At 72.0% G+C, this 13,797-nt stretch carries 13 protein-coding genes; 7 read left to right on the forward strand and 6 right to left on the reverse strand.

Going from position 1 to position 13,797, the window contains the following annotated elements; all coding sequences use genetic code 11:
* The first annotated feature begins 178 nt into the window (after positions 1–178).
* The 6 genes from ACIBH1_RS22640 to ACIBH1_RS22665 are packed head-to-tail and all read left to right on the forward strand — an operon-like array spanning position 179 to position 6,139.
* The gene (locus tag ACIBH1_RS22640; RefSeq protein WP_397315838.1) at positions 179–1,486 is read left to right on the forward strand and encodes an MFS transporter; all 1,308 of its coding nucleotides are present in this window, start codon (positions 179–181) and stop codon (positions 1,484–1,486) included.
* A gap of 29 nt (positions 1,487–1,515) precedes the next feature.
* Positions 1,516–2,535, forward strand: a complete 1,020-nt coding sequence (locus ACIBH1_RS22645) for a methyltransferase (RefSeq protein WP_397315839.1) — start codon at positions 1,516–1,518, stop codon at positions 2,533–2,535.
* Positions 2,532–3,362 (forward strand): hypothetical protein, encoded by an 831-nt coding sequence (locus ACIBH1_RS22650; protein WP_397315840.1) that lies wholly within the window; start codon positions 2,532–2,534, stop codon positions 3,360–3,362. Before ACIBH1_RS22645 ends, ACIBH1_RS22650 begins: the two co-directional genes overlap by 4 nt.
* A complete protein-coding gene (locus ACIBH1_RS22655; RefSeq protein WP_397315841.1) occupies positions 3,359–4,549 on the forward strand; it encodes a class II D-tagatose-bisphosphate aldolase non-catalytic subunit in 1,191 nt (396 codons plus the stop codon). Before ACIBH1_RS22650 ends, ACIBH1_RS22655 begins: the two co-directional genes overlap by 4 nt.
* The gene (locus ACIBH1_RS22660) at positions 4,542–5,525 is read left to right on the forward strand and encodes a glycosyltransferase (RefSeq protein ID WP_397315842.1); all 984 of its coding nucleotides are present in this window, start codon (positions 4,542–4,544) and stop codon (positions 5,523–5,525) included. Before ACIBH1_RS22655 ends, ACIBH1_RS22660 begins: the two co-directional genes overlap by 8 nt.
* Entirely contained in the window at positions 5,522–6,139 is a 618-nt protein-coding gene (locus ACIBH1_RS22665; RefSeq protein WP_397315843.1) for a ribulose-phosphate 3-epimerase, read from the forward strand. The genes ACIBH1_RS22660 and ACIBH1_RS22665 overlap by 4 nt, the downstream gene beginning before the upstream one ends.
* A gap of 42 nt (positions 6,140–6,181) precedes the next feature.
* Here ACIBH1_RS22665 and ACIBH1_RS22670 read toward each other — a convergent pair whose 3' ends face one another.
* From ACIBH1_RS22670 to ACIBH1_RS22695, 6 genes are all read right to left on the reverse strand, one after another.
* Positions 6,182–7,204 carry a LacI family DNA-binding transcriptional regulator gene (locus ACIBH1_RS22670; protein ID WP_397315845.1) on the reverse strand — a complete coding sequence of 341 codons (1,023 nt, stop codon included), beginning with the start codon at positions 7,202–7,204 and terminating at the stop codon, positions 6,182–6,184.
* Between the two features lie 32 nt (positions 7,205–7,236).
* On the reverse strand, positions 7,237–8,664 hold the full coding sequence (locus tag ACIBH1_RS22675; RefSeq protein WP_397315846.1) for a GH1 family beta-glucosidase: 1,428 nt from the start codon (positions 8,662–8,664) through the stop codon (positions 7,237–7,239).
* A gap of 31 nt (positions 8,665–8,695) precedes the next feature.
* Complete coding sequence (locus ACIBH1_RS22680; RefSeq protein WP_181609389.1) at positions 8,696–9,550, reverse strand: carbohydrate ABC transporter permease; 855 nt, start codon at positions 9,548–9,550, stop codon at positions 8,696–8,698.
* Positions 9,547–10,527 carry a carbohydrate ABC transporter permease gene (locus ACIBH1_RS22685; RefSeq protein WP_397315848.1) on the reverse strand — a complete coding sequence of 327 codons (981 nt, stop codon included), beginning with the start codon at positions 10,525–10,527 and terminating at the stop codon, positions 9,547–9,549. Before ACIBH1_RS22685 ends, ACIBH1_RS22680 begins: the two co-directional genes overlap by 4 nt.
* 264 nt (positions 10,528–10,791) lie before the next feature.
* Positions 10,792–12,141, reverse strand: coding sequence for an ABC transporter substrate-binding protein (locus tag ACIBH1_RS22690; RefSeq protein WP_397315850.1), 1,350 nt, complete (start codon positions 12,139–12,141; stop codon positions 10,792–10,794).
* 259 nt (positions 12,142–12,400) lie between these two features.
* On the reverse strand, positions 12,401–12,901 hold the full coding sequence (locus ACIBH1_RS22695; protein ID WP_397315851.1) for a MarR family winged helix-turn-helix transcriptional regulator: 501 nt from the start codon (positions 12,899–12,901) through the stop codon (positions 12,401–12,403).
* A 68-nt stretch (positions 12,902–12,969) separates the two neighbouring features.
* On the opposite strand from ACIBH1_RS22695, the gene ACIBH1_RS22700 reads away from it, so the two are divergent.
* Complete coding sequence (locus ACIBH1_RS22700) at positions 12,970–13,791, forward strand: SDR family NAD(P)-dependent oxidoreductase (RefSeq protein WP_397315853.1); 822 nt, start codon at positions 12,970–12,972, stop codon at positions 13,789–13,791.
* Positions 13,792–13,797 lie beyond the last annotated feature (6 nt).

Here is a 13,797-nt window from a genome sequence, read left to right on the forward strand (position 1 = left end):
CGGGGGGGGGGCCCCGCGGCGGGGGGGGGGGGGGCGGGGGCCCGGGGGGGTGCGGGGGGGGGGGCGCCCCCCCCCCCCCCCCCCCGCCGGGGGGGGGGGGGGGGGCCTGGGCCCCCCCCCCCCCCGGCCCCGACCTGCTGCGCCGCTACGCGGCCGACCTGACCGGAGAGAGCACGGCATGAGCAACCACACGATCAGGTTCGCCCTGGTCTGGACGGCCTCGCTGCTGTCGGCGGTCGGATCCAGCCTCACCGGCTTCGTGCTGGGCGTGTGGATCTACACCACCACCGGATCGCCCACCCAGTTCGCCGCGGCCATGCTCAGCGGGATGATCCCCGGCATCCTGATCGGCCCGTTCGCCGGGGTGGTGATCGACCGCTTCGACCGCCGCCGGGTCATGCTGCTGACCGACAGCCTGGCCGCCGCCTCCACCGCCGCCGTCGCGGTCCTGGCCGCCTCGGACGCGCTCACCGTCTGGCACGTCTGCGCGGCCTCGGCCGTCAGCGCCGCCTGCGGCACCTTCCACATCACCGCCTACCAGGCGATGACCCCGCTGCTCATCCCGGAGGAGCACCTGGCGCGGGCCAACGGGCTGATGCACGTGTCCACGGCGACGCAGATCGCCGCCCCGGTCCTCGGCGGCACGCTCCTGGCGGCCATCGGGCTGCCCGGCGTGCTCGTCCTCGACCTGGCGACCTTCGCCGTCGCGGTCCTCACGCTGATGCTGGTCGGCCTGCCCGAGAAAATCCTGCGCCCGGAGCCGACCGCGGAACGGCCCACGGTCCTGGCCGACCTCGCCACCGGCCTGCGCCACCTGCGGAGCAGGCCGGGGCTGGGCGCGCTGGCCGCGGTGACGACCGGCTTCGGCTTCCTGTTCGCCGTGGCGGGCGTGCTGGTGCAGCCGCTCATCCTCAGCTTCTCCGATCCCGGCGTGCTCGGCCTGCTGATGTTCGCCGGGGGAGCGGGGATGTTCGCCGGCAGCCTGGTCATGGGCGCGTGGGGCGGGCCGAAGGCCAGGCTGCGCGGCGTGGCGCTGTTCATGGCGCTCGGCGCGTTGCTCCTGCTCGCGCATGCCGTACGGCCCTGGCCCCTGCTGGTCGCGGTCGCCGCGGCGGCCTTCCTGTTCACCCTGCCGATCGTCAACGGGAGCGCGTACGCGCTCCTGCAGAGCCGCATCGACCCGCCCCTGCTCGGCCGCACGCTGGGCACCGTCCAGACGTTCGGCGCCGCCGCCGCGGCGCTCGCGTACGTCGTCGCCGCGCCGCTGGCCGAGTTCGTCGCGGCGCCGCTGATGGCCCCCGGCGGCGCGCTGGCCGGCAGCGTCGGCGCGCTCATCGGCGTCGGCGAGGGCCGCGGCATCGCGCTCGTCCTGGCCGCGGACGGTCTGCTGCTCGGCGTGCTGGCCGCCCTGACCGTCGCCCTGCCCCGGCTGCGCCGCATCGAGGCGCCCGTCCCCGGCCCGGTCCCCGCCGCCGCCGCGAGCTGAACCCCCCTGGCACCCAGGAAAGGAAGCACATGCCCATCGACCTGCCCGCCGACGAGGCCGAGGCGTTCCGTTCCGGCCCCGCGCCGGCGCCCATGCTCGACCTGGTCGGCCTCATGGCCGCCCACGCCGTCCGCGCCGGCTGGGAGCTCGGGCTGTTCGACGCGCTGGGCAAGGGAGCGCTGACCACCTGGGAGCTCGCCGCGGCCACCCGCAGCGACCCCACCGGGATCGAGCAACTGGCGAACCTGCTGCACGCCACCGGCTATCTGCGCTGGGACGACGGCCGCCACGCCAACAGCCCGGCCGCCGCCGCCTGGCTCAGGAGGGACTCGCCGACCTGCTACGGCCACGTCCTGTCGTTGTGGCACACCATGATCGAGGAACTGTGGACCGGGCTGCCGGAGGCGGTGCGCGACGGACGGCCGCGAGGCGGCTTCTACACCTGGCTCGCCGCCCGGCCCGAGCTGCGGGCCACCTTCCAGGACCTGCAGCGCGGCCTGGCCGGATGGCTCGCCGAGGAGGTCGTCGGCTTGGTCGGCCTGCCCGATGACGCCACGTCCCTGCTGGACCTCGGCGGCGGGCACGGGCTGTACAGCGAGGCGTACTGCACGGCCTACCCGGCCTTGCGCGCCACCGTCGTCGACAACGTCCGGCTGGTGAGCGGCCACGAGCGTGTCACCGGCCGCGCCGCCGACCTGCTGACCGGCGCCCTCGACGACGGCCACGACGCGGTCCTGCTCTTCAACGTCCTGCACGGCTTCCCCGCCGACGACGCCGCCCGCCTCGTCGCCAGGGCCGCCCGCGCGCTGCGCCAGGACGGCCTGCTGCTGGTGCTGGAGACCACCGCGAGCGACCGGGCCGGGGTGGCGGAACGCGCGTTCACCGCCGGATTCTCGGTCAACCTCTGGCACACCCAGAACGGGCGCGTCTACCCCGAGCAGCGGGTCGAGGAGTGGATCGCCGGAGCGGGCTGCACGCTGCGCGAGCGGCACGAGCTGACCCGCTCGGCCACCCACACCCTCTTCGCCGCCGTCAAGCAGGCGCGATGAGATGGGACCCCGAGGTGCGGCTGGTCATCGCCGACGTCGACGACACGCTGGCCGAGCCGTACCTGCCGATCGAGGCGGAGATGCGCGACGAGCTGGCCGCCCTGCTCGCCGCGGGGACCAAGCTCCTGCTGGCCAGCGGAGCCGGGATCGGCGCGATCGACGCGCGCGTCGTCTCCCGCCTGCCGTCCCACCTGCGCCGCGAGGTGCTGGTCGCGCACTGCAACGGCGCCGAGGTGTACGGCTACGGCCCGGCGGGCGGCCGCCTGCCCGATCCGCTCCACTCTGTCGTCACCGCCTCCCAGCGAGCCCAGCTGCGCGCCGCCCTGCACGTGGCGGAACTGGCGGTCAAGGAACTGGAGCTGGAGGAGTGCGAGCGGCCACCGGCGCCGCCCGGCTGCGTCGTCGTGGACGACCGCGGCGTCCAGCTCAGCCTCGACCTCGGCAGCAGGCGGGAGCGTGACGCCCTCCTGGACAGGATCCGCGAGCTGCTGGACGGCGGCGGTCTGGCGGTGGAGGCCAGACCGGGCGGCGACCTGGCGGTCGACATCGTCCTGCCGCACGTCGACAAGGGCCGCGCCGTCCAGGCGGTGCTCGGCTGCCACCTGGCGGGCACCGGGCGCGCCGAGGTGTGGGGCGACCAGTTCTCCGTGTCGGGCCGGGGCGCCGACGTGCCGATGGCGCTGGCCGTACCCGGCGGCACGCGCGTGATCAGCTTCCGGGACGGTCCGGCGCCGGACCTTCCCCCCGTTCCCGGCATGCGGGCCTGGCCGGGACCGGCCTTCCTCCACCGGGGTGTTCTCGACCACCTGAAAGGCAGGACACGATGAGCCTGACCCGGTTGTTCGACACGTGGGACCGCGATCCGTTCACTCTCCTGGGCGTGGGCCCGATGAGCCCGATGGTGGTGGAGGCGGCCCTGGAGTGCGCCGCCGAGCACGCCGCGCCCATGGTCTTCATCCCCAGCAGGAACCAGGTGGAGGCGGGCGGCGGCTACGTGGCCGGATGGACGCCCGCCGCGCTGCGCGCCTACGTGAGCCACCAGATGGGCGAGCGACGCCACGCGGGGCCCGTCTACATCGGCCGCGACCACGGCGGCCCCTGGCAGCGCGACGCCGACTACCAGGCCGGGCTCGGCTGGGAGGCGGCCCTGGCGTCGGCGATGGACTCCTACGCCGCCGACCTGGCCGCGGGCTTCGACTACCTGCACATCGACACCGCCAAGGACCCGGCCCATCCCGGCGGCGTCCCGCTGGAGCTGGCCCTGGAGCGGGCCGTCACCGTGCTGGCGGCCGTCGAGGCGCACCGGGTCGCCACCGCGGCGCCGCCGGTCGCCTACGAGGTCAGCCTGGAGCAGGCCGACGGCGGCTGCTCCACCGCCGCCGACTTCGGCTTCTTCATGGACGCGCTGATCAAGCGCATCGACCAGCGCGGGCTGCCGACGCCGCTGTTCATGGTCGGCAACACCGGCACCCTCACCACGACCGGCCAGGCCGGCACGGTCGACTTCCCGGCCGTACGGGAGCTGGCCGAGGTGACGGCCAGGCACGGCGTCGTGCTGAAGGAGCACAACGCCGACTACCTGACGCCGGACGACCTGGCCAGGCATCCGGGCGCCGGGATCGGGATGGCCAACGTCGCGCCGGAGTTCGGCCGGCTGGAGACCGAGGCGCTCATCCTGCTGTCGGCGCTCGAACAGGACGCCTGCCGCAGGCGGGGGCTGGCCAGCGCGGAGTTCGCAGCCGTCCTCGAACGGCAGGTGCTGGCCTCCGACCGGTGGCGCAAGTGGGCGGGCTCCGGCGACTCCCGCGCCGAGATCGTCGCCTCCAGCGGCCACTACTTCTACGGCACCGCGCAGGTCACGGCCGCCCGCGGCGCCCTCATGGCCGCCTGCGCCCGGCTCGGCATCTGCGCCGACCCCGAGGCCTTCGTGCGCGAGGCCGTCAAGGCCGGGCTGCGCCGCTACCTGTTCGCCTTCCGGCTCGCCGGACGCAACGAGGAGCTGTGCGATGCCTAGCCCCGTCGCGTTCGTGATCCCCTTCTGGTCCGACGGCAGCCCGCGCCACCTGAGCCAGCTGCGCGAGACGCTCGCCAGCGTGCTCGCCCAGAGCGATGAGGACGTGGTCGCCTACGTCGTGGACGATGACTCCGCCTGCCGCCGGGAGGTCAGGAGCTGGGCAAGCGAACGGATCCGCGTGGTCGAGGCCCCCGACAACCGGGGGCCCGGCCGCAGCCGCAACCTCGGCGTCAGGGCCGCCGCCCATGACGGCTGCGAGATCGTCTGCTTCCTCGACGCCGACGACCTGGCCCACCCGCACCGGGCCGCCGTCACCCGGCGCATCCTCGACGACGACCCCGGAGCCGACCTGGTCTACTCCGGCTTCACCGTCATCGACGAGGAGGGCCGCCCGGTGCCGGACGACCAGGTCATCAGCGGGGTGCGGATCATCATGGACGACATCGCCCGCCGCCCGCTCGAAGGCCGCGACTCGTGGATCTCCATCGCCGTCGAGCGCGACAACCTCACCATCCCCTCCGCCCTGGGCGTGCGCACCTCGCTGGCGCTGGCCGTACCCTTCCCCGAGGACTGCCGCTTCTTCGAGGACACCCACACCTGGCTGCGCTACTCCGGCCACGGGGCCGACATCCGCTTCGCGCCGCAGACCCCGTCGCTCTACCGCATCCCTTCGGCCGCGGCGGGCAGCGAGTCCCGGCAGCGCGCCGGCGGCATCGAGGCCTTCAACCGGCTGCGCGTGCGGGTGACGCTGCCCGGCCTGCAAGAGGCGGTACGGCTCGCCGCCGCCCGCGGGGTGGTCGACGAGGCGGAGGGCCTGGCCGTCCAGACCCGCTACCTGCTCAACGTCGCCGGCATGCTCCTGCTGGAGGGGAGCACCGGCGTGGCAGGGGAACTGGTCGAGCAGGCCAGGAAGCTGTCGTGGACGGACTACGAGAAACACCGCCACGACTACCCGATCGCCGAGGTGGACCGATGAAGAGCTACGTCTCGCTGTGGTCGGCCGACCCGCTGGACGTGGGGCGCGACATCGACCGCGTCGCCGGGCACGCCGACGGGTTCCACATCGACGTGACCGACGGCCACCTCACCCCGCAGCTGCTGTTCGGCCCCGACTTCGTCGCCGCCGTGCGCACCCGCACCACGCTGCCCATCGAGGCGCACCTGATGGTGGCCGACGCCGACGCGTGGGTGGAGCCCTTCATCGAGGCCGGCGCCGACGTCGTCACCGTCCACCGGCGCGGCACCGGCGACCTGGCCGCCACCCTCGACCGCATCGGCCGGGCGGGCGCCCTCCCCGGCGTGGCCGTAGAGCTGGACGAGCCCGTCACCGGCACTGCGGGCGCCAAGCGCCTGCTGCTGATGGGCACCCTCATCGGGATCAAGGGCGTGGACCTGGACGAACGCGTCTACGGGAAGATCACCGAGGCGGTCGGGCAGGGCGGCGCGGAGGTCTTCGTCGACGGCGGCATCCGCGAGCACACCGTGCCGCTCATGGCACGGGCGGGCGCCGACGGGGTCATCCCCGGCAGCCTCGTCTACGGCGCGCCCGACCCGTGCGCCCGCCTGACCTGGCTGCGCGGCCTGTCCTGACAGATGAAGCGGGGGACCGGCGTGCCGGTCCCCCGCTTCACATCAAGCCGATTCCCTGATCACCAGGCGGGTGTCGAGGATCACCGACGGATGGTCGATCGGCGTCTCCTCGATCCGCGACACCAGCAGCCGGGCCATCTGCCTGCCCATCGCCTCGGCCGGCTGGTGCACGCTGGTCAGCGCGGGGGAGGAGTGCGCGCCCGCGCGGGAGTCGTCGAAGCCGATCACCGCCACGTCGTCGGGGACCCGGCGACCCGCCTCCTTGAGGATCTTGATGACGCCGAGCGCCATCGGGTCGGACGCGGCGAAGACCGCGTCGACCTCCGGATGCTCGGCCAGCAGCCGGCGCATGCCGGCGATGCCGCTCTCCTCACTGAAGTCGCCGTGCGTGACGATCTCCGTCTGGCCGGTGGCCAGCAGCGCGTCGCGGTAACCCGCGAGACGGTCGACGCCCACCCCCATGTCGAGCGAGCCGGCGATCGTGGCGATGTGGCGCCTGCCCTGGCTGACGAGGTAGTTGACCGCCTGACGGGCCCCGGCGCGGTTGTCGACGTCGACGTAGCACTCGGGGTCGAGCCCCACCGGGCGGCCGCCCAGCACGGTCGGGATGCCGTGCTGCTCCAGCCGCTCGGGCAGCGGGTCGGCGCCGTGCAGCGAGACGAACAACGCGCCGTCGACCCGCTGGCCGGTCAGGAAGTGTTCGAGACGCTCGTGCTCGCTCTGCGTCTGGGCCATCGCCATGATCAGCTGCAGACCCGTCTCCGACAGCACCGAACCGATGCCGCGGATCGCGGGAGCGAAGAACGGCTCGTCGAACACCCGCTGGTGCGCCTCGGAGACCACCAGCGCCACGGTGTCGGTGCGCTGGGTGACCAGGGTCCTGGCCGCCCGGTTGGGCACGTAGCCCAGTTGCTCGATCGCCTCGAGCACCGCGTCGCGCGCCCGGTCGCTGACCTTGGGCGAGCCGTTGATCACGCGGGAGACCGTGCCACGGCCCACTCCGGCGAGGGCGGCGACCGCCTCCAGCGTCGGGCGCGCGGCTGAGCGTCGGCGGTCCCCGTCCATGTTCCCCATTCCAGAATTTCGTGTGTCAGGGCTTATTCTGCCTGACCTGGCAGCCCTCCTGACCTGATGGTCTCGGCATACCAGAGAGCGCTGTCTTTGGGAATCCTGCGCAGGCTCTCACGGTCGACGTAGACCAGACCGAATCGTTTGCCGTACCCCCACGCCCACTCGAAGTTGTCCATGAGCGACCAGGCGAAGTACCCCTTGAGCGGGGCGCCCGCCTCGATCGCGGTGTGGCAGGCGCGCAGGTGCGCGTCGATGTAGCCCACGCGGCCGCTGTCGTGGACGGAGCCGTCGTCGGTGAGCACGTCGTCGAAGGCCGCGCCGTTCTCCGACACCACCAGGTCGACGGCCGGGTAGGTCCGCGTCACCCGCATGAGCAGCTCCGTCAGGCAGGAGGCGTCGATCTCCCAGCCCATGGCCGTCACCGGCAGGCCGCTGGTGACGAAGGAGACGTGCTCGCTGCCCACCCACGGAGAACCGGTGTCGGTGGGAGCCGCCGCCGCCGAGGCGGCGCCGCCGGGCGTGCCGGAGACGGTGAAGGGGCTGTAGTAGTTGACCATCACCACGTCGAGCGGCGCGCCGATGATCTCCAGGTCGCCGTCCTGGATGAAGTCCAGATCGGTCACCGCGCTCAGGTCCTGCAGCACGTCGGCCGGGTAGCTGCCGGTGAGCAGGGCGTCGAGGAAGAAGCGGTTCTGCAGCCCGTCGATGCGGCGGGCGGCGTCGAGGTCGGCCTCGCTGCCGGTGGCCGGGGCCACGGTGTAGAGGTTGACGCACCCGCCGATCTCGGTGCCCAGGTTCTGCTCCCGCATCGCGCGGACCGACAGGCCGTGGGCCAGGTTGAGGTGGTGGGCGGCCCTGATCGCCTGCGCGGGCTCGCGCCGGCCTGGCGCGTGCTCGCCGGAGGCGTAGCCGAGGAAGGCCGCGCACCAGGGCTCGTTGATGGTGCTGAAGTGCTTGACCCGGTCGGCCAGCGCGGCGTGCACCTCGACCGCGTAGTCGGCGAAGCGGTAGGCGGTGTCCCTGGACGGCCAGCCGCCCGCGTCCTCGAGCGCCTGCGGCAGGTCCCAGTGGTAGAGCGTCACCCACGGGTCGATCCCGGCGCCGAGCAGCTCGTCGACGAGCCGGCTGTAGAAGTCGAGCCCCTGCTGGTTGACCGCGCCGCTGCCGTCGGGCTGGATGCGGGGCCAGCTCACCGAGAAGCGGTAGGCGGTCAGGCCCATCTCCGCCATGAGCTTGACGTCTTCCGGATAGCGGTTGTAGTGGTCCACCGCGACCCGGCCGTGCTCGCCGTTGACCACCCGGCCGGGGATGGCGGCGAAGGTGTCCCAGATGGACCGTCCGCGCCCGCCCTCGGCCACCGCGCCCTCGATCTGGTAGGCGGACGTGGCCGCGCCCCAGACGAACCCGGTGGGGAACGCCAGGGTGGCGGGGCTTTGGGTTTCCTGCGTGGTCACGCAGCCTCCTTCGGTCTCATGATTTTCCGGCTCACGACTTGACAGCCCCGTCCATCAGGCCGCTGACGATCTGCCGGCCGAAGAAGACGAAGACGAGCACGAGCGGGATGATCGACAGCGCGGTTCCCGCGAAGACGAGCACGTAGTTGGTGGAGTACTTCTCGTTGAGCATCCGGATGGCGACCTGCACGGTCGGGTTGTCCGCGCGCAGGATGATGCTCGGCCACAGGAACTCGTTCCAGATCAGCATGAAGGTCTGGATCGACAGCACCGCCATGCCCGGCCGTACGGCGGGCAGGACCACGCTCCACCAGATGCGACCGGTGTGCGCCCCGTCCACCCTGGCCGCCTCCACGAGCTCGCGGGGCACGGCCTGGCGGGTGTACTGGGTCATCAGGAAGACCCCGAAGCCGTTGACCAGGAAGGGCAGGATCACGGCCTGGAGGGTGTTGGTCCAGCCCAGCGTCACCATCATCTGGTACAGCGGGACGATGCCCATCTGCTGCAGCGGCACCATCATGGTGAGCACGATCGACAGCAGCAGCAGGTTGCGCCCGCGGAAGTGCAGCGAGGCGAAGGCGAACCCGGCCAGCGTGGAGATGGCGACCACGGCGAGCGTCACCGCGCTGGTGATGATCACCGAGTTGACGATGCCGGTGAGGAAGTGGGCGTTCTCGGCCTCGAAGACCGCCTTGATGTTCTCGCCGAGGTTGCCCCCGGGCAGGAACGGCGGCGGGACGTCGTGCACGTCGTCGTTCGACCTGCTGGCGATGATGATCATCCAGTAGATCGGGAAGATCGACAGGATCACGGTGAAGGCGAGCATCACCTTGGTGAGCACGCCCGCCTTGAAGACTCCCGGAGTGTTGTGCTGGATGGCGGTCATCGCGAGGATCTCCCCAGGCCGCGGGTGATGGCGTAGTTGATGAGCGCGGCGATGAGGATGAGCAGGAACAGCACCCACGCCGCGGCGGCGGCGTAGCCGTACTCGAAGTCGCGGAAGGCCTCCTTGACGATGAACATCGCCACCGTCTGGAACTGGCCGGTCGTGCCGCCGCTGACGCTGCCGCCACCGAAGATCACCGGCTCGGCGTACAGGGTGAAGCCGCCGATGGTGGAGACGATGACGGTGAAGATGATCGTCGGCTTGAGCAGCGGGACGGTGATCTGCCAGAACTGCCTGCGCGAGGAGGCGCCGTCGAGCGCCGCGGCCTCGTAGATGTCGCGCGAGATGGTCTGCATCGCGGCCAGGTAGATGATCGCGTTGTAGCCGGTCCAGCGCCAGTCGACCATGGTCGCGATGGCGATCCACGACGACCACTTGGCGTTCTGCCAGTGGATCGGGTCGTCCATGCCGAACAGGCTGAGAACCCAGTTGATCAGGCCGTAGTCGCGCGCGTAGAGCTGGCTGAAGATGACGCCGACCGCGACGACCGAGGTGACGATCGGGGCCAGGACGCTCAGGCGCAGGGCCAGGCGGAAGCGCAGGCGCTTGTTGAGAGCGTTGGCCAGCAGGAGGGCCAGCAGCAGCTGGGGCACGGTGGCCAGGAAGAATATGCCGACCGTGTTGTAGGTGGCGTTCCAGAACTTCTCGTCGCCCAGCAGCTCGCCGTAGTTGGCCAGGCCCACCCAGTCCTTGTCGCCGGCCAGCTGCCAGTCGTGCAGCGACACCCAGGCGGTGAAGACCAGGGGGAAGAGGCCGAACAGGGCGAACAGCACGAAGTAGGGGGAGACGAAGAGGTAGGGGGCGGCGTGGATGTCCAGCCGCGACAGGAAGGAGCGACGGACCGGCGGTCCGGGGCGCCGTCTGCGGCGCCCGCCCGCGTGTCCGGCGGGGCGGCGGGTGTCGATGTCGATGCTCATCGTGGCCTGCCAGGTGTGGTGGTCATCGGGACACCGCCGGCGGCCGGAGCGGGTCGGGGGTCGTCGGGCGGGAGGTCATGGGGGCGGTCGTGGTGTGGAAGGTGGTCAAGGAAGGTTCTGCCTCTCATGGGGGAAGGGCGGCCGTGGTCCGGCCGCCCCTCGGATCGCGAGGAGTCGTGAGCGCCGCCCGCCGCGAGGGGCGGGCCGCGCTCACCTCGCCCCCGGTGTACGGCCCGCGGCCGCGGCACCGGGGCGAGGGCCGGCTCAGTTGCCGGCCATCTGACCCTCCGCCACGAACTTCTCCCACGCCTCGCCCCACTTGATCGCGCCCTGGTCGGCGCCGTTGATCACCTTCTCGACGGCGGCGCGGACCTGGCTGTGCTTCTCACCGAAGAAGATCGGGGCGATCGACTGGGTGGAAGCGGCGAAGATCTTGCCGGCGGGGGCGTCGCTGAAGTACTTGTCGACCGAGTCGGCGACGGCGGGGTCCTGCTGCCCGGCGAGGGTCGACGGGGTGCCGCCGGCCTCCTTGTAGGCGAACAGCTGGCCTTCCTTGCTGGTCAGGAAGCTGAGGACCTCGGCGGCCTCCTTCGGGTGCTTGCTCTGCGAGGGCACCGCGAGCCAGGAGCCGCCCCAGTTGCCGGAGCCGCCGGGGATGGTGGCGACGTCCCACTTGCCGGAGTTCTCCTCACCGGAGTTGCCGGAGATCACACCGCGCATCCAGCTCGGGCACGCCATGGCGGCGAAGCCGCCGGTCTTCTGGGCGGCGTTCCACGGGTCGCTCCAGGCCTCGAGCTTGGCCGACAGGCCGCCCTCGCTGATCTGCTGGACGGTGTCGAACGCCGACTTGACGGCCGGGTTGGTGTCGACGACCAGCTTGTTCTCCTTGTCGAAGTAGGAGAGCCCGCCGTTCTTGCCCGCCTCCTGGGTCAGGATGGCGTTGAAGACGGTGACGGGGCCGTCGATGAAGCCGACCTTCGGCAGCTTGGCCTTGAAGTCCTGGCCGGTCTTGATGAAGCTCGCCCAGTCCGGCCAGAGCTTGCTGACCTCTTCGCGGTCGGTGGGCAGGCCGGCCTTCTCGAACAGGTCCTTGCGGTAGCACATGGCCAGGCCGCCGACGTCGGTGCCGAGCGCGAAGAGCTTGCCGTCGGCGTTGACGCCGGTGTTCCACTTCCACTCGGGGAACTCGGCCTTGCGGGCGTCGAGGCCGTACTGGGCCAGGTCGGCGAAGTACTGCGGGCGGGCGGCCATGAGGCCCATGGCCATCTCGTCGATGCCGATGATGTCACCGGCGCCGCTGCCGGCCTCGAGCCACTGCAGCACCTGCGGCAGGTAGTCGTTCTCGAAGTTCTCGGCGACGTTGTCGTACTTGATCTGGATGTTCGGGTTCTTGGCGTTCCACTCCTTGACCGCCTCGCTGTACCCGAAGTTCTTGCCACCGCCGAAGGTCTGCAGCGTGATGGTGACCGGCTCGGCCGGGGCGCTGGCGCCCTGGCTGGCGCCGGACTGGGCGTTCGTCGACGGAGCTTCGGAGCTGCCGCAGGCGGTGACGGTCAGGAAGGTGGCCAGGCTCGCGGCAGCGAGAAGCGTGCCGCGGTGCGTGGACTTCGACATTCCAAGCCCCTCTCATAGGACTTCAGGTTCATGGGATGGCGCCACCGCGAACCGATCCCCGAGCCTCGCGGTGTCCTTGGGAGCGCTCCCACAAAGGGTGGGGGAAGTCGGGGATGTGCGTCAATGTGTCGCAACGTAACTGTTACATGCGGGTCACCACGCCCTGATTAGCGGGGTGAAGCCTGACCTGCGGTGTTGCTGGGAGCGCTCCCATCTGCGGCGGAAAAATCCACCTCCCCAGCGACCGTCGCGGGGCGTTTCATGAGCTCGCAACGCGCCGCCGTACACCCTGCGTGAGCGCGTCGAGCAAGGTCACCAGGGCCTCGCGCTCGGCGGGCGGCAGGTCCGCCACCAGCGCGGCCTCGCGGCCGAGCACCTGGTCAACCGAGCTCTCCACCAGCGCGTGGCCCTGCGCCGTCAGCGCGACCTCGACGCTGCGCCGCCCGTCACCGGGCGTGCGGACCACCAGGCCCTGCTCCTCTGCGCGGGCCACCCGCTGGGAGATCGCGCCCGCCGTCACGAGCGTGCGGGCCGCCAGCTCGCGCGTGCCCAGCCGGTACGGCGGGCCGGAACGGCGCAGCGTCGACAGCAGGTCGAGCGTGGCCGAGTCGACGCCCGCCTGCCTCAGCACCCGGGCGCGGTCGTCGGCGAACAGCTTGGCCAGGCGCAGGATGGGGGTGACGATCTCGATCGAGCCGGTGGGGGTGCCGGGACGCTCGCGCTCCCATGCCTGCGCGATCTGGCGCGGCGAGATGGTCATGGGGGTGGGCCTCCGGGTGTGTGTTACGTTGCCGTCTTACGTTTAGGGCTAAACATACAGGAGGGGTCATGACGCGTGTGGTGCTTGTCACCGGAGGCGGCACGGGGATCGGGAGGGCGGTGGCGGCCCGGTTCGTGGCGGAGGGGGCCCGCGTGGTCATCACGGGCCGGCGGGCGGACCGCTTGGAGGCGGCTGTGGGAGAACTGGCCGCCCTTGGCGCGACGGGCGAGGGCGCCGACGAGGTGAGGGACGCGGCGGGTGGCCAAGCGGGCGGCCGGGTGATGAGCGTCGTGTGTGACGCCGCGGATCCCGCGCAGGTGGCCGCGCTGGCGGCTCGCGTCGGGGCGCTGGACGTGCTGGTGAACGCGGCCGGTGGCCTGCCCGAGCCGCGGCCCGCGGTGACGGGCACGGACCGCGACGGGACCGGGGGCGCCGAGGGGGAGCGGCTGGCCGGGGTGCGGTACCAGTGGGAGTCGGCCATGGCGCAGAACGTGCTGACCGCCGTCCTCACCACCGCCGCCTTCGAGCACCGGCTGAGGCCCGGCGCCTCGGTCATCAGCATCGGCTCGATCGCCGCCGAGCGTCGCGGCGGCTCCTACGGCGCCGCGAAGGCCGCCCTGGCGGCGTGGAACGCCTTCCAGTCAGCGGCCCTGGGCCCGCGTGGCATCACCTGCAACGTGGTCGCACCCGGCTACATCGAGGCGACGGAGTTCTTCCGCGACGGCCTCACCGATGAGCGGCGCGCGCTCCTGATCGAGGAGACGCACGACAAGCGGCCGGGCACTCCCGACGATCTCGCGCGGACGGTGTTCTTCCTCGCCTCCGCGGGGGCCCGCCACATCACCGGCCAGACCCTGCATGTCAACGGAGGCGCTCACACCACGCGCTAGGGGGAG

This window comes from Nonomuraea sp. NPDC050663 (assembly GCF_044456985.1).
In the GTDB taxonomy this organism is placed as follows: domain Bacteria; phylum Actinomycetota; class Actinomycetes; order Streptosporangiales; family Streptosporangiaceae; genus Nonomuraea.